The sequence below is a fragment of the Paenibacillus sp. LjRoot153 genome, from assembly GCF_964253085.1.
Lineage (GTDB): Bacteria > Bacillota > Bacilli > Paenibacillales > NBRC-103111 > Paenibacillus_E.
Map to the genome: position 1 here is coordinate 3230406 of NZ_CAXUQH020000001.1, position 24580 is coordinate 3254985.

Genomic DNA, 24580 nt, shown 5'->3' on the forward strand with positions numbered 1-24580 from the left:
TTGGACGGAGTGGTTTTGTCTTTATACGCTGATATTTATTTTGAGAAAGAGATGCATAATAGCAGATTTTAAGTATGATTAGTCTCTATTTGTTTTTATAAATTCATTGCACTCACGCTCAAACGACTCAAATCAACTTTGTCTCCCGCGGGATCACTAATCTGCACAATCACTTGCTCACCAGCGCGCAAATCAAAGAAGTTGTCGCTGAAGCGAATGTTACCCTGTGGCAGATCCAGCTTCACCATGCGTGCATGTGCGCCATTAGCGGTAATCTGCACAGCTTGCGTCTCTGCATCGACTTTCACGCTAAGCGAAGTCGCAGGGAACTGAAGATCTTTCTGATCGCGCAAGTAATGAAGATTATCAGGCGCAGCCCAGTCTGTCGTGTGAACACGGACAACAACTTCTTCCGCAGATGCTCCATTTAAAACGCAAGCTTCAGGCAGACTTCCCAACTGGATCGCTGTGTTCGCCTCTACAGCAGCATCGAACGTATGCGTAAACACGATTTCTCCAGCGAAGTTATAAACCGTTACGTGAACTTGCCCTTGTAACGTAGCCAACGTATCGTTGACAGCCCACACGTTCAAGTCCTGCCCAGGCTCATGATCGATGGAGAGCAGAAGCGGGTGATAGAACTTCGTCGCATAGTAGAAGGAAGCCTTCGGCAGCAATTCATAATCAATGAGCGACCAGCTCGTGCCTGGCCAGCTATCGTTCAATTGCCAGATAAGGGAACCACTCGTGCGGTGCTTGTTCCGACGATAATGCTCAATGCCATACTTCAAGCCTTCGGCTTGTGTCAGCATGGAGAAATTCATATATTCCTCAATATTGGTCGGAATACCGGTATATCCTTCCATGAGAAGAATTCCCTTTTGGTGATTGGTATCTTTGTTGCGGTAAGCCATTTCAACACTGTTCCAGTAGAATTGGCCATTCGGAATGTTTTTCTCTAGTGTGTAACGGTTAGCCGAGGCATGCATACCGAATTCGCTGCTGAAAAGGGTGAAGTCTTTTTTGTAATTCTTGAACGTGACGCCTTGAATACTGTAATCCAGCAAAGGCACATCACCGAATTGACGCGGGTAAACGGAACCGTGCCACACCTGCCAGTTATGGCGGTCGCCGACATCTGGATCGTTGGCATCATTGCCCCCAAATGGGGAAGATGGCCAGTAAGCACGACTGTCATCGAGCTCCTCAAGCGCATCAGGAATCAGCTCGTGGTAAATGATTTCCCCATAGAACGGACAATTGATGTCACCGCCAGCGGACTTCATATCATACAGCCAGTCAATTTCATTATTCCCGCACCAGAGTGCAAGGGAGGTATAATTACGCAAGCGCTTGATGTTATAGATAACCTCACTGCGGACATTCTCCATAAAGTCACGGTTGAAATCTGGGAACAACGCATTCGCGAAGGCAAAATCCTGCCAAACCAGCACGCCCCGCTTGTCGCACTCTTCATAAAAGACATCCTTCTCATAGATGCCACCTGCCCATACGCGCAGCATGTTCTGATTCGATGTAACCGAAAGATCAATTAAGTCTCTATATCGTTGATCTGGAATACTTCCGATGAAGTGATCCGCGGGAATCCAGTTCGTGCCTTTGGCGAATAGTTTGACGCCATTTAGCACAAAGGCAAAGGCATTCTGACTTTCCGCATCTTTCACTTGCAGCTCAATCGTACGGATACCAAACGGTCTGCGATACGCATCCACTTGCTCACCGTCAGCATATAAGACAACTTCCAGCTCGTACAAGTAAGGCTTGCCAAGGTCGTGTGTCCACCAAAGTTGCGGATCAGCAACTTGTAAGGTAAACGATTCAGAAGCTTGCACATTCCCTTGCGCAGAAGCAACAACTTGACCAGTTGCGTCCACTAAACGAATGTCACACGACTTCTGTACATCTTTGCGAAGTGTGGTTACGTCGACATCAACTTGGACTTCAGCTTGCGTGTCACGGATCGTGCGTGTTCTTGCAAAAACACTGTCCAGCTTCGCGCGGCGGTAACGCTCAATAAAGACTTTGCCCCAGATACCAACTGTGACCATGCGTGGACCCCAATCCCAGCCGAAGTTCATCGCAGCTTTACGCAGCCATGGGCGCTCTTTGGTATACGAGGACCATTGGAATAATTCTTTATCCTTATTATGCAAATGCAAAGGATCAAACTTAACGGCAATGGAGTTTTTACCATCTTGAATGACACGCGTAACATCGAAGGTATGTGCCATCAGCATGTTGTTTGTTGTTCCGATTTCTTTGCCGTTCACATAGATCGTTGCAAAGGTATCGAGACCTTCGAACGTAAGTTCATGCTTCTCTTTCTCATCGTTCACATTTCCTAATGAATAATTGAAGGAGTGGCGGTACCACCATTCTTTCTGTTCGATCCAGCGGCTTTTCGCATCATTATGACCGAAATACGGATTCTCAATCAATTCTCGTTCCATGAGGGCGGAATGGACATCCCCGGGAACTTTCGCTGTAATCCAGAAACGATCATCTAGCCATGCTGCCGCGACTTCAAGTGGTCGAACTTGTCCTACTTCGAACTGCTGCAATCGCCATAATCCTGATAATTCCATCTGTGATTTCTCCTCGTACACCATAATATTGTTACAATTTTGGAGGTGGAGCAGCGGGATGAAGGACTGCTTCCTCCCGGAACTCACTCGGCGTTTTGCCAGTGAATTTCTTAAACACTTGGCTGAAATATTTAATATCTTCAAATCCGACTGAGCTTGCGACATCGGCTATTTTGGCAGGGGAAACGGTTAGAATTTCCATGGCACGATTAATTTTTTGTCGTGTCACATAATCACCAAACGTAATGCCAGCTTCCTTTTTAAAAACTTCGCTCAAATGATTCGGATGCAGATGCACATATTTAGCAACCTGCTGTAACCCAACATCTTTCCCCAAATTCTCATGGATGTAGGCCATAGCTTTCTGTGTATGTGTGGCTTGTCCGTTACCTAATCGATGATGATACAGCTCCATAAGGGTCAATAAATATTGAAATAACGCATCCTTGAGTACAATATCCCGTTTAACGAAGAAGGCGATATTTTGATCATTCAATGCTCCTTGTCGTCCCGTTGCAGTTAATACACGTTCCAGCCAACGATGTGCGGACAGGGCAGCTGAACGAACCAACGATTCAAGGGATTCGATCGTCATGTGCGGGTCGCTAAGTTCGGATTGCAAATAGCGCTGAACCCAGTTCTTCAAGGCGACGGAGTCATCATCCAACAAGATCGAAGAGAGCTCAAGCTCCTCTTCATGGGTGAAGACGGTTTTGCCGCCTTTACGCCTAACAATGTCTGTATAAATCAGTATAGATTCATCGAGATGATGTTTATAGCTAAACGCATAGTCCGCCGTAACATACGACTTATATAAATCGGATTGTTGATGAACGACCTCGCCGACGGATATACTGACTTTACATTTGAGCAGCCGCTCGATCTTTTGCTTCGCAGACTCAGGATGATCGAAGAAGTCGGATGCACTTGTTTTGGGAAGCGCCACGACAATTCGCTGCCTGTATATCAACGTTTCACATTGCAAGATTTCGTGCAGCATGTTGTCTACAGCGAATAGCAACAAGGATATCTCGGAGGCTGTTTCTCCCCATCCTTCAGCGGTGACAACGTAGGTCTGAAATTTGGGTTGCTCATGCTCATGTGAGAGAAATAAGCGAGGAAGGTAGTCCGGCAGCATATCTGCATCGACGGCGGCGGTTTCCCCCTCAATGATCCAGCGTTCAAACAAACGATTGCGAACTTCTTTGTTCTTATATTGATCCTGATTGAGATGCTTCCATTTATCCTCAATGCGTTGTTTGACTTGGAGGACGGTTTTCATAATCTCTTCAGGCCGACTTGATTTCAAGAGATAGTCGCTGACACCTTGCCGAATCGCTTGCTGTGTATACATGAAATCATCGTACCCAGATAAGATAATCGTTTCGATATCGGGAATGATTTCTTTCGCTTTAAGGGCAAGTTCTAACCCATTCATGTGCTTCATTCGGATATCCGTTAATAAAATATGCGGACGTTCCTCAGGTATTCGGCGAAGGGCCTCTTCACCTGAAACAGCTGGTTTAAGCAGCTCGAGTCCGATCTCTTTCCAATTAATAACTTTGGCCAAGCCTGTTCGGATGATGACCTCGTCATCAACGATCAAGATTTTCATGGTTATCCTCCAAAACTGGGATCGAAAATGACACACACGTACCCTCATTTAATCGGCTCTCGATCTTAATCCCCGAATCAAGCCCGTAATGCAATTGCAAGCGCTCATGCACATTACGCAGTCCATAACTTGCATCATTTGCTATCGTTTCCTCAGCAGGGTATAAACTTTCAGTGACCTCTCGTAGCCGTTCCTCGGTCATCCCAATGCCATCATCCATCACCTTGACATACATCGAATTGCCCTTCAGCTCAACATAAATGGAAATGATACCTGGTTCCTCTTTCATTTGAATGCCATGAATCATCGCATTTTCAACCAACGGTTGAAGCAGCAATTTCAGCATGAAAGTATCATTAAGTCGGGCGTCGACCACGTAGTCCACGGTAAATTCATCCGGGAATCGGATGGATTGAACTTGCACATAATTGCGAATATGAGCCAGCTCCTGGGAGACTTTGCAATATTCTTTGCCTTTATTCAAGCTGAAACGCAAGAAATCACTTAAGGCACCGACCATCTCTGCGATGCGATTTTCTTCATTGAGCAATGCAATCCAATGAATCGAAGACAGCGTGTTATAGAGGAAATGCGGATTGATTTGGGCTTGCAATGCGCGCATATCCGCTTCTTTTTTGCGCGTTTCATTGTGTATGAGCTGCCTTTTCAAGGCTTCGATATGTGTGCTTAACAAATTGTAGCTGCCAGCTAGTCGCCCAATTTCATCTGATGTGTAAACCGGATAGTGGGGTAAAGGTTCATCTGGATTGATTTTGGTTAACAAGCGGGTTAACGATCCGAGAGGCGTGGTGACCTTACGAATAACGAATATGGTGAGCAACACATTGGTAAGGACCGAAAGCGCCACAGCAACGGCTGTTAATTGCAAAATGTATCGATTCTGAGCACTGTATAACTTCGACGGTATAATGCCAACAATGGTCCAATTGATCATCGGCTCTCGATAAAATAGAATGCTCTGCTGTGATTTCCCGATACCTGACGTCCATACGCCGGAAGTATGGCCCCGAACGCGATCCGTTATGCCAGGGAACAAGCTATCGGCTTCTTGTGACAGCCAACTTTTGGAGGTTGAAGACATGATTTCATTTCGATCATTCAACAAAGCTACTTGACCATAGCCATCTGCTAATTGTGGAACGGACCAAATACGAGACAGCACTTGCTCATCCACACTGATAGACAGCCAACCAAGAGTTTGGTAGGTATTTATAGCGCGTATGGGGCGGATAAAGGAAAATACTTGACGTTTACCCAAATAATTCTCAATGTGATATAAGCCCGTCCACAGCTTGTCCGTAATCTGTTTAATGGCGATCTCTTGATCCAAACTCGAATTGTAGATCGTAGACGTAGAAAGGGGCATCGTATTGTTGCTAGGATAGATGGTGATATTTGAAATGTAATCCTTGGTGTATACCAGATTCGTCATTAGACCAAGGATTTGTGCTTGTGCATCCAAGTTCTCATCGGTTCGCTTCAAATACGATTGAATATCTCGTTGACCGATGAGGAAAATGGACATGTTCTCAACATCCTTCAAGATGAACTGGAATTTGGCATCCATTTGAGCCAGCGAATTCAAGCCTGCTTGCTGTGCCTTTTCTTGTGTGATATCCGATGATGTTGTAAAAGCGAAGGTACCCAGAAACAAGAGGGGGATTAATGTTGTGACAAGCATAATGAAGGATAGCTTACGCTGTAAGGAATAGCTGAACCACTTACGCAACACGTGTCATCTCCTTACTCGTTGTCTGGATCGTAGAAGTCAATTAGCCTTTTACAGCTCCTGCGGTCATACCTTTCATAACTTGCTCTTGGAAGGCCAAGTACACGGCGATTGTCGGAATAACAGCGATCGTCATAGCGGCGAGCGTTAAGCCGTAATCCGTTTGGTAGCCATCAGCGAAATTAGCGATGCTTAGCGGTAATGTTTTTAAACTGCTTTTGCTAATAAACACAAGTGCGAAAGAGAAGTCATTCCAGAAATGCAAGAAGCTCAGAATGACGACTGTCGATAGGGCTGGCAGAGAGATCGGCAGCATAATGCGCCAAAATACACCCCAAAGCCTAGTTCCGTCAATATAGGCCGCTTCTTCGATTTCTTTGGGTACAGAAGCCAAATAGGCTGTAAGAACGAAGATGGCAGTCGGTAATGCGAAAGCGGTGTAAGGCAAGATAAGTGCCCAGTACGTATTCAATAGTCCAATTTGCTTCATGAGAATAAACAAAGGAACCAACGTACTATGAATAGGGATCAACATCCCAATGACGAAAAATGCGAGAATAATGCCCTTGAAGCGGAATTTGATTCTAGCTAATACATAAGCTGCTAATGAACTTAGAAATAGCGTAAGTGCAAGTGAGACAAGCGAGACGATAACTGAGTTGAGAAAAGCCGTACCCATTTTGGACGCTTGCCATGCGGTTGCGTAATTCGAGAATTTCCATACTTGGGGCAGCCCGAACGGATGGTTAAAGAATTCGCTATTCGTTTTAAATGAGGAAATAACGAGCCAAAACAACGGATAAAGCGTAAGGATCGCATACAAGGTCAGGAACGTCCAGAGTGCGCCTTGTTTCCATACTTGAAACGAGAATTTGCGAGTTGTTGCAGTTGATTTTACTTGAATGGGAATAGAAGACATAGTCAGCTTCCTCCTTTCGTTATACTTTGGATTTACGACTTGTTGCCCATTGGCTAATCCCAATGAAAATAAGGCTGATCAAGACGATAGTTGTCGAAATGGCGCTGCCAAATCCATATCGGTATGAGGAAAAAGTCGAATTATACATATACGTAGCAAGCAGTTCTGTCGCGTGAGCAGGTCCGCCCTTCGTCATGACATACACGAGATCGAAGGATTTCAAGCTTCCAGAAATACATAGGATAATGGCAATTTGTACCGTACTCCACATCATAGGCAGGGTAACCGAAAATAACTTGCGTGCACCTTCTGCGCCATCGATTAGCGTAGCATCGTGAATTTCACCAGGGATATTTTGAAAAGCAGAGATGAAAATAATGAGATATAAACCGACAAAGCTCCAAATCAGAGGAGGAGCTAAGGCGAAGATGGCAATCTTAGGATCCGATAACCATTGCAGCTTCCAAGATTCTAAACCTAGCTTCTCTAGGAGAAGGTTAAGAATACCGATTTGCGGATGATAAATATATTGCCAGATCATTCCGATAACGACCGAAGACATGACCATCGGAACGAAAACAGCAGAACGGATGAAGCGTTGAAGTGCATTGCTTTTGTGCAGCAGAATGGCAAGGATGAGCGCGACTGGCAGCTGGCCGAGCACAGCAACAACAAGAAAAATAAGGTTATTCTTTAAGGATGTCCAAAAAATAGGATCATGAATAATTTCTACATAGTTTTTCAAACCGATAAATTTCGCCGTACCAATTCCTTTCCAGTCGAAGAAGCTATAATAGCCTGACCAGAGAACGGGGACAAACACAAATAAGGCATAAACAAGTATCGCAGGGGCAAGGCTCATAAAAACAAACCTGCGGACGTAAGCAGCATTCATCAATCTCACTTCCTTCATGTATGAAATTAGCCAGCCCTGCCACAGATGTGGAGGGCTGGTTGTACGATAACGTATTATTTGCCTAGAGAAGCAGCTTGTGAGTCTTGAATTTTCTTAGCAATTGCTTCGGCGCTTCCACCCATTAGAAGCTCTTGTAGACCGTTATTGATAACTTCAACAGCAGCGGAGCTTAGTTTAGCATCATAAACTGGTGTAATTTTCGTTGTTTTCATAAGATCGTTGAGTTCAACGAATAGCGGGTTTGCTTTTGAAGGATCAAGTTCAATTTTGTAACTAACCAATGTGGAACTGTTCAACGTTGCTTGCTGTCCATCAGGACCAGATAGTGCGTAGAATAATTTTTGAGCGGCTTCTTTCTTAGCTCCAGTAAGTTTTTTGCTAACGCCAAGTCCAGTTCCAACCACACCAGAAGTGGATTGAGGATCACCTTTTCCTCCTGCAATGGATGGCATTAAAGCGATATGTGTGTTGGCAAGCAAATCTTTCGGTGCATTTTGAACGACGTCGGCCATTGCCCATCCACCATCGATGAACATCGCAGCTTTACCTTGATAGAACAGTTGTCTCATTTGGTTTTGATCAATACTGTTGAAGCCATCTTGGAAAGCTTTCGCATTGCTTAGCTCTTGCAGCTTTTTCAAGGCTTGAATAAATTCAGGATCTGTAAACTTCACGCCATCTTGCTTAGCGGCTTTAAGGAACCAATCGGAACCCGTCATACGATCAGCTAGTCCGCTGAAAATCGTAGATTGGGCAGCCCAGTTAGCTTTGTTTCCAAGTGCGATTGGAATGATTTTGTTGTCATTGAATGTTTTGACAGCAGCCATTAGCTCATCCCATGTCTTAGGCACAGCGACTTTGTATTGATCAAGAAGCGCTTTATTGTAATAAATAAAGGAAGTTGGAGATAGGTTCATCGGTACGGAATAGATGTTGTTATCTACGGTATATCCGTCTAAAGCGCCTGGGATGAAATTGTTTTTCCATTCTGGCTTGCTATCCAAGAACTCATTGATCGGTTGCAGCAAGTTTCCGCTAACGAATTCCTTCGTCATCGCATCTGGCCACATCACGAATAGATCAGGCATTTCATTGGCTGCTGCAACTGTTTTTAGACGAGTTTTCAAACCGTCGGTTGGAAGACCTTCAATCTCCAACTCGATATCTTTATTTTGAGCTTGGAAATCATCTAGAATTTTACGCATAGCAACAGCTTTCGCATCTTGACCGGACCAGTTGTGCCAAATGGTAAGCTTCACTTTCCCACCGGTAGTGCCTTTGTCTGCCGGAGCAGCTTCTTCGCCGTTTCCACATGCGGATACAAGAACGGTTGTTGCAAGTAAAGCTGTAGAGATTAAAGTTAGTTTTTTCATGTTCGACCTCCTGATTGATTGACTCTACTTCATTCTAAGGATTTTCACATGTTTCGTAAGGTGAACAGGATAAGGACCAGGGTAGAAAATGATCGGATATCGACCCGCTATTCTTCAGCATATCCATAAGTAAGGTAGAATAAGGCAAGGTCGTCGTTATAGTTAAAATATCCCAAAACCTTAAGTAACTCTCCTAATCTTCTTAAGTTTACCGCTTTCATTAAAAGCCGTATTTTTCTATGATGGAGATACCAACTACGAGTCAGCATCCTACTTTGCAAGATGAGAGGGTGATCGGAGCAATTATGTAATCGCTTACCAATAGAATGTGGAGCAGGATAGATCGTTTCTAATCTAAGGGAGGTATACAATGCGTAGTTTGAAAAAAATGGTTTCATCTGTATCGATGATGGCAATCGTAATTAGTCTGTGGAGTCCTGGTGTTTCCAGTGCAGCAACAACAATCAGTGATGCCAATTCATCGATTTTTGGTCCAAATGTGTATGTATTCGATCCCGATATGCCTGCAGCTGACATTCAGAGTGCTGTGAATGCAGTATTCACAAGACAAGAGTCCAATGAGTTTGGTACGGAACGAGACGCGTTCTTGTTTAAACCCGGTACCTATAATGGCAATTACTTTATTGGGTTTAACACACAAGCTTCAGGGCTGGGGCTCAATCCAGATGATGTGTTGATCAATGGCGGACTGAATGTGAATGCGGATTGGGATAATGGGAATGCGACACGTAACTTTTGGCGAGGGATTGAGAATCTGAGCATTAATCCGACTTTCAATTATACACCGCCAGCACCGGCTCATTTCTCAGCAGGTACTACGCAAATCGCCGTTTCACAAGCGGCGCCACTCAGGCGTTTACATATCAAAGGGAAATTAAATTTGTTCGATTTTGATTCGGGTTGGGGTGCAGGATGGGCAAGCGGCGGCTTCCTTGCGGATTCCATCGTAGATGGTCAAGTAACACCGGCTTCACAGCAACAATGGTTCTCGCGAAACAGTCAGTGGTCGAGCTGGTCCAATGGGGTTTGGAACATGGTGTTCGTCGGTGACAAGAATACGCCAACTGGGAACTTTCCGGATCCACCTTATACGGTTGTTGAGAACACACCTGTTATAAGAGAGAAGCCTTATCTCTACATTAACAACGGAAATGAATATCAAGTATTCGTTCCGTCACTTTCTCAGAATACGCAAGGGGCAAGCTGGGCAAATGGCTCAACACCAGGAGATTCCATTAGTATCGATCAATTCTATATTGTACGTGCGGATGTACCAGCAACAACGAGTGCCACGAATATCAATGCGGCATTGGCGGATGGCAAGAATTTGCTATTCACGCCGGGAATTTATCACATTGATGATACAATTCGTATCAATGATGCAAATACAGTTGTACTGGGCATCGGGATGCCGACGCTCATTCCAACGACAGATAAGCCAGCTATGACAATTGCTGATGTGGATGGGGTGAAGGTGGCAGGATTGCTGTATGAGGCGGGGCCTAATGCAACCTCATCATTGTTGGAAGTAGGACCAACAGGAAGCTCATTGGATCACGCAGCTAACCCAACATCACTGCATGACTTATTCTTCCGTACTGGAGGCGCTGTTGTTGGTCAAAATAAAGCGCAAATGATCATTAACAGCGATGACATTGTCGGTGATCATTTCTGGATGTGGCGGGCAGACCACGGTGCAGGTGCGGGTTGGACAGAGAACGTTTCGACCAATGGCCTCATTGTGAATGGTGATGATGTGACCTTATATGGTTTATTTAATGAGCATCACAATGAGTATCAAACGTTATGGAATGGGAACGGCGGTCGTGTTTACTTCTATCAGTCAGAGATTCCGTATGATGTGCCGAATCAAGCGGCTTGGATGGACGGAAGCAAGAATGGCTATGCCTCTTATAAAGTAGCTGATACCGTCACGACACATGAAGCTTGGGGACTTGGCGTGTACTCCTATTTTCGAGATGCAGCGGTGAAGCTGGAAAATGCCATTGAAGTACCGAATGCGGCGGGCGTCAAAATTCATCATGCGACAACGATTTGGTTAAATGGGACAGCGGGCAGTGAAATCACACATATTATTAATGGTATTGGCGGGCGTGTGTATGGTACTTCTGGCAGTTCGCAAAGACAGACGATTAACTTCTATGGAACAGATGCAGGGGATACGGAAGCCCCAAGTGTGCCTACGAATTTGGTTCTCAAAGAGACGGCTGCACATGATCGTGTCAAAATTGGATGGACCGCATCGACAGATAACCTCAATGTCACTGGTTATGATGTTTACCGGGATGGGGCGCTCATTGGCCACACAACAACGGCTGAATATCTGGATACAACGGTAAAACCACTGACGACTTACAGCTACACGGTAAAAGCCAAAGATGGCGGAAATAACGTATCCGCATTAAGTGCGGCGTTAAGCGTAACAACGCCAAAGAGAGCCTTAGATCGCTCAGATTGGACAGCAACCTCGACGTCAGCCGATCCGGCAGCTCATCTCATTGATGGCGATATGGGTACGCGCTGGAGCGCGGGCAAGCCGATGGCGCCAGCGCCAGAGCAATCGTTCACCATTGATATGAAGGTACCAACGAGTATCAATAGCATTGAGATGGATTCAACAGGCAGCAATAATGATTATGCACGTGGATATGCGTTATACGTATCCAATGATGGTGTGACTTGGGGTAGTCCTATCGCGACTGGAGTTGGTACCAACAAGATAATCTCAGTTGATTTTGCTCCACAGGTGACTAGATATTTCAAAGTAGTTCAAACGGGTACGAACGCCAGTTGGTGGTCTGTTCATGAGGTGAGAGTGTACGGTTCCGTTCCGGCATCAGCTGCCATAGTGGGACCTTCGACAGTCACAAGCGGGCAATCTTTTGAGACTACGATAAGTTTGTCTGATGTCGTTTCCAGCGTATATGCACAAGATATTCAATTGTCTTTTGACGCAGGCTTGCTTGAATTTGAGTCGGTGGAATCATTGAATCCTGCCATTACGATTATTGGTCAAAAGGTTGGAGCTGGACAATTGCGCATTCTGACTGCGAAATTGGTTGGTGGTGATGTCAACGGACCTCTGATGCTACTACATTGGAAAGCGTTAACGCCAAGTGACGATGTGTCCACAATCATCCTGCTAGACAGTCTTGCCTTAGCTGATTTGCAGACGGCAACGAACCTCGGCCCAGATTCCCAAGTGATTCTGGTGAAAGCGATTATCGATCTGTCGATTCTGAACAGTAAGATCGAGACAGCGCAATCCTTGCATGATGCCGCTACAGAAGGCTATAGCAGTGGTCAATATGCGCCAGGTGCGAAAGCTGTACTACAGACTGCGATTGATGCTGCAAGAAGTGTTGCTGCGAATCCAGCGGTTACGAGACCGCAAGTGACGCAAGCGATAGCGAATCTGCAGCAAGCATTAGAAGTTTTTGACTCGCTGAAATACATTGGCAACCCAGGAGATCTGAATAATGACGGAATCCTCTCCGTCATAGATTTGGCCAATGTAGCAGCGGCTTATGGCAAAACATCCGCAGATACAGATTGGGCACAGTTCAAGAACGCTGATTTCAACAGGGATGGCAAAGTGGATCTGGTAGATTTGGCTGCTGTTGCACAGCGCATTCTACAACAGTAATAAACATTGCCCGTTATGATACATTTTGTATATTTTCATAGCGGGCGATCTTCATTTTATGGGGATGAATCGTTCTGAGTGCTGAGGGAGGACATCGAACATGGTTTTGCGAAAATGGATGAAAATAAGCTTCGTAATCGTACTCTTCATAAGTTGGATTCTTCCTACAACCAGTTGGGCCTCTGAAGCCGATGAGTCAAGCACATTTACAATGAAGCTTTCATCACAAATACCGAATCAGGGTGACACCATTGAAGTGGTCATAGAGGGACATCAATTGCTCGACGTCTATGCTTTCGAAATTAATTTGGAGTATGATCCTACAAGGTTAACATTCATAGATGCCAAATCCGATGCACCTGGGTTCTCTGTTCCACCGATTGTAAAGGACTCCCATATTCAGCTTGCGCATACAAAGGTTGGAAAAGGGAAAGGATTAGAAGGTGAGCAGTCCTTAATCAAGTTGCATTTTCAAGCAATCCAGAACGGAAAAAATGAACTCACACTAAGTAGTGTAAAGGTCGTAGATTCCAAGCTCGTTAGCTCTACCAAGCAAACGAATGTGAGATCAACACTTACGATCTACAATCCATCTACTTTCGATGATCTTGAATCCTTCGACTGGGCTTTGGAGGCGATTGAAGATTTGGCTTCCAAAGGGATCGTAAATGGTACAGGTGAGAGACAATTCAGTCCTGATTCGGCGGTGACGCGTGCGGATTTCCTTGTGCTTTTGATGAGAGCGCTCGGTTTGAAGGGGACTGCCCACCAACCATTTGATGATATCGAAGCTGATGCTTATTATGCGCAGCCAGTAGTTGTTGCAAGAGGTTTGGGTATTGTGCAAGGAGATGAAGCGAATCAGTTTCATCCTCAAGCTTCGATTACGAGAGAGGATATGATGGTGCTCACAGATCGAGCATTGCGCGTATCCAATCATCTCACAAGTGTAGGAGATCAATCGGATCTTACTATTTTCGATGATGCCTCGATGATTTCTGATTATGCCCTATCAAGTGTTGCTGCTTTAGTTAAAATAGGGTTAGTACATGGCTATGCGAATCAAGTGTTTCCACAGGATACGACGAATCGTGCTCAGGCTGCAGTTCTGATCTATAATCTGTTGACTTATCTCAAGTAACGACTAGATTTTTGTGGAGAACGTACCAGTTGAAAGAACCTTGGGGCACTCGTCTCAGGTTCTTTTTCTTTGTGGAAGCGGTTTATTGACCTTTGCTTGTCGCTAGATTGCAATATTTGTAAGCAACATACCCGAGTAACTTGTGTTAAAATGGGGAAATCGGCTTGAAATCAAGAGGTATGAGGTGAACCGCTTTTGCTGCAATTATCATCCTATAAAAGAAAAACTATCCGCAACACGATTCAAAATGTCCTTCGATTAGTCGTGAGCAGTGAGAAACTGACGATGTATACGTTCTTTGCGATCTTATGGAAGTCCCAGCTTTTGCTGGCAGCTCTTCATGCACCTGATATGGCGGGGATCAATATTGGCAAAATGTATTTCACAGTTCCGCCCGTCATGTCGCATCTTATGTTCATCGTATTTGTTGTCGCCTTTGGACTATTCTTCAAAAAGCGAGGTCGTCGCAACTATTTAATCGGTATACAGGTGCTGTTTAGTTTATTATTGTTTTGCGATTTAGTGTATTACAGAGCATATTCAGCGTTTCTATCACTTCGCTTTCTTGCTCATCCCAATGGATTTAATCCTCTCGATTATAATCTTTGGACATTTATACGCCCGTTTGATTTATGGTTGTTTGTGGATCTCGTGGTGATTGCTGCGGCAGCACTTTTCCGCTATAGAAACACATCGATCGTATCGCGCCGACGTGAAAACAAAAGGCAGCCAATTCTAGCGGTCCTGCTAATCATCCTTGCTGTGGGCATTGTTTCCTACGAACACTATCGTATTGATGTTAAGAATACGACCAAAGGTGAGATGATGTTCTTTAATCTTAGCTGGGCTCCTTTTCAATCTATGTCAGATATGTCACCTATTGGCTATCATCTTTATGATGGCATACGACTATTTGGTGCATCGAATAACATCAAACTTGCCGATCAAGAACGGACAGAAGTACAGGACTGGCTTACAGGGAATGCGGAAGGGCTGCCAGATAATAGCTACAAAGGGAAGTTTCAAGGGAAGAATCTCATTGTCATCCAAGTAGAATCACTTGAAAACTTTGTTATTGGTGAAAAGGTGAATGGACAGGAAATTACGCCGAACCTAAACCGAATACTAGGTAATAGCTTATATTTTAACCAATTTTATGAGCAGGTTAACAATGGGACGAGTTCAGATAGTGATTTAATGACGACGACATCCGTGTTCCCAATTCGATCTGGTGCGAATTTCTTTCGGTATCCAACCAACACCTATAATTCGTTGCCAAAGCTGATGGAAGGGATGGGCTACCAGACGATTTCCACGCATTCGGAACCAGCGGGAAGCTGGAACTGGGTCGAGGCTCATCACAATATTGGGTACCAAACAAGTTGGGACCTACGCAAGTACAAGGAAGACGATACAGTCGGTCTTGGTTTGTCTGATGAGTCGTATCTCCGGCAGCTTGGGGACAAAATGGCAAATGTCCAATCCCCGTTTATGCTGCATGTCATTACATTGTCTAGCCACGGTCCTTTCGATTTACCGGAGAAGACGAGAGCACTTCATCTCGATCCAAGCTTGGATAAGACGATTATGGGTGCTTATTTCCAAGCGATCAATTACACAGACAAGCAGATTGGCGCATTCCTAGACAAGTTGGATCAATTAGGGTTGTTAGATCAATCGGTAGTCGCGATATATGGGGATCATACAGGTGTGCATAAGTACTATCAAGACCAAGTTGACGCGATCCCTTCCTTAGAAAATGAAGCCTGGAGAACGCACTCGCTGCAGCTCCCATTCATTATCTACAGTAAAGGAATGCAAGGTGAGGAGATTCCCACCATCGGGGGACAGATCGACACCTTACCTACACTTGCCTATCTGATGGGCGTAGATAAAGTGAAATTTGAGTCAACCGCGATGGGCAAAATCCTCGTGAATACGAATCGAAATTTCACCATTCTCAACAATGGTACGCTCGTTGGCGAGCCGCAGGATGCGGAGAAAAATCATATCCTGCGATCGTTCCAAATCGCGGACTGGCTGCATGAAAGCAATTATTTTGCGGAATAGATAAAAATGTGAAAGTGGCTGTTTACAAGGCGCGAAACGACTTGTAAACAGCCACTTTTTATTTTTGGAAGTACTATTTCACTTCGGAAAGAAGGAATTTATCGTTCACTTTTTTCGTTGTATACGTAACGCCATCTTTCGTCGTGAATTTCACGAGCTCAGGCGTGTTGGCTTTATCGAACGTAATTTCTTCCTTTTTGGTCGCTAAAATATTGGAAGTGAAGTACGATTTCGTGTTCGTTAAGAATGTCGTACCAGATTTCGTATCTGTTACATAATGATTCACTAAAGTATCAAGCATCGCGGCATCGACGTAGCTAGATAGAAATTTCTTTGCTTTCTCTTTATCTGTTGCAGCAATCGGATTTACAACGAATGCGCCGTCTGCTGATTTGGCTTCGGCGAACAAGTAATCTACTTTCTCACGTGCAATTCTAGCAGCGATATAGCCTTTCATGTTCGTTGCATCTTGCGTCACTGCCGCTGTTGCTTGTGGAGCTGCTGTTGCTGTCGCAGCAGGTGTCGGAGAACTTGTGGAATCTTTGGACGTACATGCAGCGCCTGTAACTGCCATCGTTAATATAAGAAGCCCTGCAGCCGTTTTTTTCAATGTCATTTGGGAACACCTCATCATGATTTATGTACTGGCTTATATTGTTAAATAATCCGAATTCTATGATAGTAGGATAGCCAGCAAGATAAAAATATAAACGATTAGAGTGGGAATTGCAAACGTTAACTGCGTTTTTTAATGTTAAATGGGTCTAATTTTTGTCCGAATTACGAATTTATTTGCACAATGCATTGTAAGAAAGTTCATCCAACAGAAAGACTCCTTATAAATAAGGAGTCTGGGATAAATCCATGATTTCCGCTTGTAATCCAGTGCGTAAATCGGTTTGTGGTTGGTAGCCGAGCAGTGATTGTGCCTTACTAATATCAGCCCAGGTATGACGAGGCTCTCCCGAGGCCTTGCCAAGAAATTGCCTGTCTATTTTTCGAGCAAATAGCTCTTCAAGAATGGCGATGCAATCAAGTACGGAGGCACGCTCTTTGCCTCCGATATTGATGGTTTCGCCAACGATGTTCGCTGTGTAGGCCGTTGCTGCAATGGCTTCCACACAGTCGCCAACAAATGTAAAGTCACGAGTTTGCAATCCATCACCGTGGATCGGGATTGGTTTATTTTGCCGAATATGTTGGATAAATCGATGAAAGGCCATGTCAGGACGCTGTCTAGGACCGTAGACAGTGAAGAAACGTAAGATAACAAGGGGTAGCTCATCTTTGGTCGCATAAACCTTACAGAGCTGCTCTCCAGTCAGTTTGGTGACTCCATATGGCGAGAGTGGCTCTGTTGTAGCGGCCTCATTCACTTGATTCGTTTTTTCGCCGTATACGGAGGATGTTGATGCATACACAAATTTGCCAACTGGATATGTTCGACAACCTTCTAACAGCCGCTGGGTAGCTTCGATGTTATTGGTGACATAGGTTTTAAAATCTTCCCCCCAGCTGGAACGCACGCCAGGCATCCCAGCCAAGTGGTAGACGATATCTATGCCAGGAAGAATTTCCGACAATGGCACCTGCAATAGATCTTGATTTATGAAAGTGAATCGATCATGAGGAAGCAAATACCGCAGGTTATATTTCCTAACTTGCATAGGGGTTGGGGATTTCTGAACATAGGCATCCAAACCAATGACTTCGTTGCGTGGATCCTGGAGAAGTTTTTCACAAAGATGAGATCCGATGAAACCTGCTGCTCCTGTGACGAGTATTTTCATTTGCAAGTAACCTCCCATCTCAAGCAGATTATCTATTTCCAATGCCATAATAAGCATAGCCTAGCTTGGTCATCTCTTTGCCACTCAGCACATTTCGTCCATCAAAAACATAATAATCTTTCAAGTATGTTCGTAACTGCGCCCAATCTGCACCAATGTAATCTTTCCATTCCGAACATAAGATGACTGCATCGCAATGCTGCAATGCGATTTCAAGTGTTTCGAATTGTTGAACCTTATCAGAGCGAAGAGCTTCAGGCAGCTTAGCAATGGGATCGTGTACTCTGAGGTTCACTTTTTTATCCTGTAATTGTTCAATGATGGAAAGTGCTGGTGCTTCCCTTAAATCATCGGTATTCGGTTTAAAGGAAATGCCGAGAATCGCAATGGTTTTACCGCTGAATCCACCTATTTTTTGTTCCCATATGTTCAAAAAGTGTGTTGACTGTGAGTTGTTGACGGCAACAACTCGTTCAAGGATGCTCAGATCAACATGCTGCTCTTTCGCCGTATATAAGAGAGCCATGCTATCTTTCGGGAAGCAAGATCCGCCATAACCGATCCCAGCTTTTAGAAAATGACGGCCAATCCTTTGGTCCATTCCCATTCCTTTGGTGACATCGGTAACATTGACTTCCAACGATTCGCAGAGTCTTGCTAATTCATTTACATAGGAAATTTTAGTTGCCAAGAAGGCATTCGATGCATATTTGATCAATTCCGCTGTTCGGGGTTTGGTCACAAAAATGGGGGCATCTATGCTGCCATATAGGGATTGAATGACATTTGCTGCGTGCTCATTATCGCTTCCTATTATTATGCGATCCGGATTCAGTGAATCATACAAGGCACTGCCTTCCCGAAGGAACTCGGGGTTAGAGACAACATCGAAGGGGTGGGGATGGATTTGGGATTCTCTGACCCACTCCACTAATTTACGGTTTGTGTCTATAGGAACTGTGCTTTTCACAGTAATAATTTTATAGTCATCCATGAAAGTTCCAATACTTTGGGCTGCTCCTCGAACAGCCTGAAGATCTGCGCTTCCATCTTTATCGGAGGGGGTGCCAACACAGATGAAAATGATATCATTTTCACGAATTCCCTTTTCGGGGGAGGAAGTAAAATTGATTTTTCCGGATTCAATATGTTTCTTTAATAACAGGTCCAATCCTGGTTCATAAAAGGATAATTCTCCTTCAGATAATGCCTGAATTTTTATTGTATCCGTATCTAACCCCGTAACTTGCCAGCCGAGTTCTGCAAATACCAAGCCAGTCGTAACGCCTACATACCCCATACCCATGATTAGAATGTTCATTTTCCTGACCCTCCGTCTTGTTGCACAAACATCGATTGTGGACTAATAATCGAGTTCGTCATTGGATAATGGTTAGGATTAAGAATGGCATACTCTAGCAAAATGCTATTGTCTAATTTACAACTTTCGAGTCTGACATTGGGTCCGATCGTCACATAAGGTCCAATGACACAATTAATTAATTCAGCACTTGGATCGATGCATACAGGTGGGATTAAAGTGTTTCCTTGGAGATTGGTTGGTAACGTTAGCGAACCTTCTTCCTCCATGAGCTTCAACATCCACCTGTTCGCTTCCAGCCAGCCTTCCATAGTACCAACATCAGAGAAATTCTTTTCTGTTTTTTGATAAGCAACCGAAAATTGGTGTTGGATCAGCCACTGGATCGCATCCGTAATTTCATATTCGCCTCGGGCTGAGGGACTGATCGCATGCACAGCTTGAAAGATACTTGGTTTAAACGCATAACTCCCCAGAACCGCAAGATCTGACTTGGGCTCTGAAGGCTTTTCTTCCAGACCAATTATTCGATCTTTATCAATTTCGGCAATGCCAAACGCCTTTGGATTCGGCACTTTTCTTAGTAGGATGGCTGCATCATGGTTCGCATGTGTAATTGCGTGACATAAACCATGTAGATCTTGGGTAATCAAATTATCCCCCAGAAGCAGCACGAAGGATTCGTTCTCCATGAAAGACTCGGCGTGTTTCACAGCGTCTGAGATACCCAAAGGATTAATTTGGAAAATATATGTGATGTTGACATTCCACCTCTCGCCAGCACCTACTTCTTCCATAAACATGGCATGAAGATTGGGCCGAATTACAATTCCGATCTCGTCGATGCCTAATTCCACTAGCTTTTCAATACCATAATGAATTAAGGGTTTATTCGCCACTGGAAGCAGACCTTTAGGTTTAATATTAGTAAAAGGTTGGAGTCTAGTACCTTTGCCTGCACAGAGAATTAATCCTTTCATAAGCTTTTACCTCCTTGTCTATATGAAGACATTATTAATTTATGATGAAGAAATATGAAATGTAAGGGCTATTCACAGGGAAAATAAGCTGATATGTATACGTATTATGGAAAAGCTGCTCAAGGAACAATCATAATCCGCCAATCTACTCTATCAAGAGCCTAAGCATGAAGTAGGAAAAATCATAGTATACATGGAGACAATTAAGTTTCTAATTTATGGCGAGAGGAATGATTTATTTGGAAAGTTTAGAACAATTACTAAGTTATTTGAAAGAGCATCCCGAAGTGACAGAGATCTCATTGGAGTATGTGAACGGTGACAAAGACAAGGTTGATTTAACTGAAATCAATGATTTAAGAAATGACATCGCTTGGGCGGAAGTTGATGAAGCTGAGGTGGAATTAGCAGACGGTACCAAGTTAGAGTTTGGTGCAGCTGATGACGAAGAAGACGAAGAAGATGAGGAAGGATCAGACGAAGAAGACGAAGATGATGAAGATGAAGAAGACGAAGAAGATGAAGAAGTAACAGTATCAGCTGTAGCCGATGAAGAAGAATCAGATGAAGAAGATGAAGACGACGATGATGACGATGACGATGATGACAACGATGATGAAGATGACGATGATGATGACGAAGAAGAAGAAGAAGCTTAAGATTTAGTTTAGTTTGAATTATTTACATGGAAAACCTCTTACTCTTGTTAGGGCTTCTGCAAGTTTCGCAGAGGATCCATACTTGCAGAAAGAGGTTTTTCCTGCAAATCAGGAATCAGCGGTTAACAAGCCTAGTTATTCTTCTTTCTCCAGGAAAAATAGGCTGCCCCTAAGTAGGAATAGCTACTTGTGGGACAGCCATTTAGTCTAACTAGCAAGCATTATACTTATTCTTTTTCTTATCGTTGTTCCCAGACGGCTAGAATTTCCCCAGCAACGCGTTCCCATGCATAATTTTGTTCAGCCAGTCGGCGCCCATTGATTCCCATATGACGTGCATGATTCATATCAGATAGCAATGAATTGAGTTTCTGTGCATACTCCTTTGGGTCTTCAGGGTTATTGATGAGTATTCCGTTATTATTCTTGACGATCTCCGGATTGCCTCCTCTAGCTGTTGTGAGGAATGGTAAACCAGCAGCCATTGCTTCATAGTGGACACGTGCCAACGGTTCCTGCCAAATCGACGTGCAGACAAAGACATCTCCTGCACAGAACCAACGGTGAACATCTTGCGCAGGAACATAGCCAGTCGTAATGACAGGAAGTGGTGAGCGAACTGCTAGTGCTCTGACGTAAGCAACATAGTCGCTTACCGAGTTATCACTGAACCAGGTGCCTCCAACAACAACGAGAACAGCATCTGAATGGTTAATTTCAGACATCGCACGTACTAAGACATGGGGCCCCTTATTACGGGTTAGCCTTCCGACAAACAGGATGACTTTCTTGCCAGAAAGATTGTGTTCTGCCCTTAAGCTCTCTCGAGCGTTCCTTGCCTGTTCGGACTCTAACCATGGAGCAAAGCGATTCAAGTCAACGCCGGAATAGATCGGTTTTATTTTGCTTGCTGCAAGGGGATAGTAATTACAGATGGCCTCTCCGATATATTGACTAATGGTGATTATACGTTCAGTTTGTTCGATAACTTTATTCCCCTCGTTAGGCTCGATCTTAAAGGGATTGAACATATCGTTATGCATACTCAGAATAATTCGTGATGTTGGTGCAACTTCCCTAACAGGAAGGACTAATAAAGGGCGGTTGAAAATTTGAATAATATCATAATGTTCCGGTGTATTTTGAAGGAATTGGATAACCCCTGCAGCGTAAGCTTCAAGTAGTCCATGTGATTCCACACGAACATAGCGGATACCATTCATGACTTCATCGTTTGGTAATTCAGGATCCGTTCTTCCTAGAATGGTAATTCTGTGATGTTTACTTAGCAGCGAAGCCACACCGTCAATATAGGTTTGAATAGCTCCCCCTCGAATGTTGGGGACAGGTAGCTTTTCCGTACAAATCATCAGAATGTTCACGAGTTAACACTTCCTTTCTTCAGGCAGTCCTTTTTCTGGGTTGAATCTGCCTTTTTTTCCACGGCGGCGGTACATTCTTATTCATTCGGGGTCGTTGTATTTTATTCATCGTTGGTTTCACTGCACGTTTAACAGGCTTCTTAAATCCCAGTTTACGTTGAATTGGTTTTTTTCGAGAACGGAATACAGGCTTCGCTTTTTTCTTAGCACGCCATTTTTTGTAACCCCAAATGATTTTAACAACCGAGACGCGTTTCCATTTCGTAAGTCTTTTCAATTTTCTGCGTTTTAGATAACGGGTTTTCTTGATGATTTTGGTTTTTCTCAAAGCACGCCTTTTCCTTGGAACGCGAAGTTTAAATCGCTTCTGTCCGCGAGCAGGAGTTTGGATTAACGCTGGAACAGGGACCGCTGGTATTGAAGGTATGGCAACGGCTGCAGGGTCTCCTGCGTAAACGGGCTCTGGTGTAACTGGAACCGAAATAGGCTCTGATTTAGCTGGCGTATCGGCGTAGTCGCTTTTAGATTTTCGAGTAGATGGAACTTTAACCGCTACAGGCTCTGGTGTAACAGGTACAGGGATGAACTCCTCTTTATCGGGTTTCTTGTCGTAAACAGGTTCTGCTACTTCAGGTAACTCTGCATAGACTGGCTCTGGCTTAAGTGGAACTGGTATGATCTCTTCAACAGAAGGCGTAGAAGGTATGAATGGCTCAACTGGTACAGCAGGTACGATTGTCTCGACAGGTACAGTAGGTACGACTGTCTCAACTGGTACAGCAGGTACGATTGTCTCGACAGGTACAGTAGGTACGACTGTCTCAACTGGTACAGCAGGTACGATTGTCTCGACAGGTACAGCAGGCACGACTGTCTCAACTGGTACAGCAGGTACGACTGGCGTAACCGGCCTTTCAGCGTAAATAGGCGTTAATACATCTCCTGGAAGTACAACAGAAGGATGTTGGATAGACGGTCTGACGTAATCCAACGAGTAGTCTCCAGCTGGGTAGTTTGCTTTATCTTTTTCAAGTTCGGTTAGTGCTTGCCATTTGCTTGCTTCCGTTGTCATCACTCTTTGAAGGATCGACGCAAGTTCAGTGTCAAGGAAAACTTGAGGATTAAACACGATTTCTTTGACATGCTTATAAAATTCATTAGGAAAAGCCATATCGATCCACAAGATTTCGAAGGTTTCTTGATCAAGTGGATTAGCTCGATGATAAGCGTCAATCATGCCGCGAATCCAGGTCAAGTCCCACACACCCATATCATCCATGGTGCTTGTGATCAACTTACGTAGATCTCGAATAGGCAGATCGTAGGAAACGCCGTCTAAGTCGATAACCCAGATACCACCAGGTCCCATTTGACCGTTTGACCATCCAAAATCTTGATGAGCAAGCCCCCAGTGGGGTTCACCTTTGGCTAACATTGCGTTGTATGGGGAATTCTGGAAACGAAGATACATGTCGTTAGCCTGCCGCTTGAATTCCTCAATGACGGCAAGTAAGTTTGCGCTTGCTGCAGTATCAGAATAGGCGAGGGCGATGTCCTGAAACCAGCCGATTTTGGCAATTATTTTTTCGTAATATTTGCCCCAGCCGTAGATGCGCGAGGATTTCTCCGATCCGCTTGGCGGCACATAGCCTTTGGAGTTTTTGTGGAATTCACCTAAGCCAAAGCACAGCTGAGACGCTCCATCTAGATCGACTTTCGATACCGGTACCAGCGGTTCGATCCAGTCTGTAACGATCCAGAGCTTACCACCTGCTTCTACGTAGTAATGGCCTTCCTTTGTAGGAATGAAAGACGGAACTCGGTGACCTAAACCGGACATATACGCTTGAGCTCCAACGCTGAAAAGACTTCTTCTAGGCCGTCTGTGCAAACATTTGATACTGAGATTGCCCTTACTTGTGCCGATCTTCCAAATAGCGCCGCCTTTATCCGGCTTAGAGGTAATCAAAAGCATATCATGGACCTGTAAGTCATAATGTCCCAATACCTCTCGTGCCAGCATTTCTAAACCAGGAGGAACATACATGTTAGCAACGACTCCTGGATCTAAAACATCATTTATCCAGGGAACAACTTGATAATTTTCCACCACCATCACTCCATCACGTATTTTAAAGTGAATTGTACGTTCTAATGCCCTTACAAATGCTGCGAAATTGCTATCGAGATTCATTTCTATACAACTGGGTACTGCTGCAAATACGAAAGTTCACCTCACATAAACCAGATTAGGTTTATCTAATTCTATGCATATGTCATTAGGTGAATGGTTGATATGTACAAGAGTGGAATTTCATGAAAAACGGTTAGACTTCCGCATACCTTTTTACAAAAACAGGGATTGACATG

Annotated in this window: 16 protein-coding genes; 4 read left to right on the top strand and 12 right to left on the bottom strand. The window is 44.2% G+C overall.

Annotation, left to right across the window (positions count from 1 at the left end):
* Positions 1–95 precede the first annotated feature (95 nt).
* The 6 genes from ACSQ8P_RS13465 to ACSQ8P_RS13490 form a co-directional block, all read right to left on the bottom strand.
* Positions 96–2606: a beta-mannosidase gene (locus ACSQ8P_RS13465; protein WP_436235656.1), complete on the bottom strand. Its 2511-nt coding sequence runs from the start codon at positions 2604–2606 to the stop codon at positions 96–98.
* Positions 2607–2637: 31 nt separating this feature from the next.
* Positions 2638–4221, bottom strand: coding sequence for a response regulator transcription factor (locus ACSQ8P_RS13470; protein ID WP_436235657.1), 1584 nt, complete (start codon positions 4219–4221; stop codon positions 2638–2640).
* Positions 4202–5974: a sensor histidine kinase gene (locus ACSQ8P_RS13475; protein WP_436235658.1), complete on the bottom strand. Its 1773-nt coding sequence runs from the start codon at positions 5972–5974 to the stop codon at positions 4202–4204. Before ACSQ8P_RS13475 ends, ACSQ8P_RS13470 begins: the two co-directional genes overlap by 20 nt.
* 40 nt (positions 5975–6014) lie before the next feature.
* A complete protein-coding gene (locus tag ACSQ8P_RS13480; protein ID WP_436235659.1) occupies positions 6015–6890 on the bottom strand; it encodes a carbohydrate ABC transporter permease in 876 nt (291 codons plus the stop codon).
* A gap of 19 nt (positions 6891–6909) precedes the next feature.
* Complete coding sequence (locus ACSQ8P_RS13485; RefSeq protein WP_436235660.1) at positions 6910–7785, bottom strand: carbohydrate ABC transporter permease; 876 nt, start codon at positions 7783–7785, stop codon at positions 6910–6912.
* Positions 7786–7859: 74 nt separating this feature from the next.
* Positions 7860–9179, bottom strand: coding sequence for an extracellular solute-binding protein (locus tag ACSQ8P_RS13490; RefSeq protein WP_436235661.1), 1320 nt, complete (start codon positions 9177–9179; stop codon positions 7860–7862).
* 370 nt (positions 9180–9549) lie between these two features.
* Here ACSQ8P_RS13490 and ACSQ8P_RS13495 point away from each other — a divergent pair, with 370 nt between their 5' ends.
* The 3 genes from ACSQ8P_RS13495 to ACSQ8P_RS13505 all read left to right on the top strand — a co-directional run bounded on the left by ACSQ8P_RS13495 (position 9550) and on the right by ACSQ8P_RS13505 (position 16078).
* Positions 9550–12867 carry a discoidin domain-containing protein gene (locus tag ACSQ8P_RS13495; RefSeq protein ID WP_436235662.1) on the top strand — a complete coding sequence of 1106 codons (3318 nt, stop codon included), beginning with the start codon at positions 9550–9552 and terminating at the stop codon, positions 12865–12867.
* A gap of 100 nt (positions 12868–12967) precedes the next feature.
* A complete protein-coding gene (locus tag ACSQ8P_RS13500; RefSeq protein WP_436235663.1) occupies positions 12968–14008 on the top strand; it encodes an S-layer homology domain-containing protein in 1041 nt (346 codons plus the stop codon).
* 195 nt (positions 14009–14203) lie between these two features.
* Positions 14204–16078, top strand: a complete 1875-nt coding sequence (locus ACSQ8P_RS13505; RefSeq protein ID WP_436235664.1) for an LTA synthase family protein — start codon at positions 14204–14206, stop codon at positions 16076–16078.
* A gap of 73 nt (positions 16079–16151) precedes the next feature.
* On the opposite strand, the gene ACSQ8P_RS13510 is transcribed toward ACSQ8P_RS13505, so the two are convergent.
* From ACSQ8P_RS13510 to ACSQ8P_RS13525, 4 genes are all read right to left on the bottom strand, one after another.
* A complete protein-coding gene (locus tag ACSQ8P_RS13510; protein WP_436235665.1) occupies positions 16152–16694 on the bottom strand; it encodes a hypothetical protein in 543 nt (180 codons plus the stop codon).
* Positions 16695–16914: 220 nt separating this feature from the next.
* Positions 16915–17868 (bottom strand): NAD-dependent epimerase/dehydratase family protein, encoded by a 954-nt coding sequence (locus tag ACSQ8P_RS13515; protein ID WP_436235666.1) that lies wholly within the window; start codon positions 17866–17868, stop codon positions 16915–16917.
* Positions 17869–17896: 28 nt separating this feature from the next.
* Positions 17897–19189: a UDP-glucose dehydrogenase family protein gene (locus tag ACSQ8P_RS13520; protein WP_436235667.1), complete on the bottom strand. Its 1293-nt coding sequence runs from the start codon at positions 19187–19189 to the stop codon at positions 17897–17899.
* Complete coding sequence (locus tag ACSQ8P_RS13525; protein WP_436235668.1) at positions 19186–20169, bottom strand: sugar phosphate nucleotidyltransferase; 984 nt, start codon at positions 20167–20169, stop codon at positions 19186–19188. Before ACSQ8P_RS13525 ends, ACSQ8P_RS13520 begins: the two co-directional genes overlap by 4 nt.
* 239 nt (positions 20170–20408) lie before the next feature.
* Here ACSQ8P_RS13525 and ACSQ8P_RS13530 point away from each other — a divergent pair, with 239 nt between their 5' ends.
* A complete protein-coding gene (locus ACSQ8P_RS13530; protein WP_436235669.1) occupies positions 20409–20828 on the top strand; it encodes a hypothetical protein in 420 nt (139 codons plus the stop codon).
* A 239-nt stretch (positions 20829–21067) separates the two neighbouring features.
* Here ACSQ8P_RS13530 and ACSQ8P_RS13535 read toward each other — a convergent pair whose 3' ends face one another.
* Complete coding sequence (locus tag ACSQ8P_RS13535; protein WP_436235670.1) at positions 21068–22210, bottom strand: glycosyltransferase family 4 protein; 1143 nt, start codon at positions 22208–22210, stop codon at positions 21068–21070.
* A gap of 19 nt (positions 22211–22229) precedes the next feature.
* The gene (locus ACSQ8P_RS13540; RefSeq protein WP_436235671.1) at positions 22230–24320 is read right to left on the bottom strand and encodes a CotS family spore coat protein; all 2091 of its coding nucleotides are present in this window, start codon (positions 24318–24320) and stop codon (positions 22230–22232) included.
* Between the last annotated feature and the right edge of the window lie 260 nt (positions 24321–24580).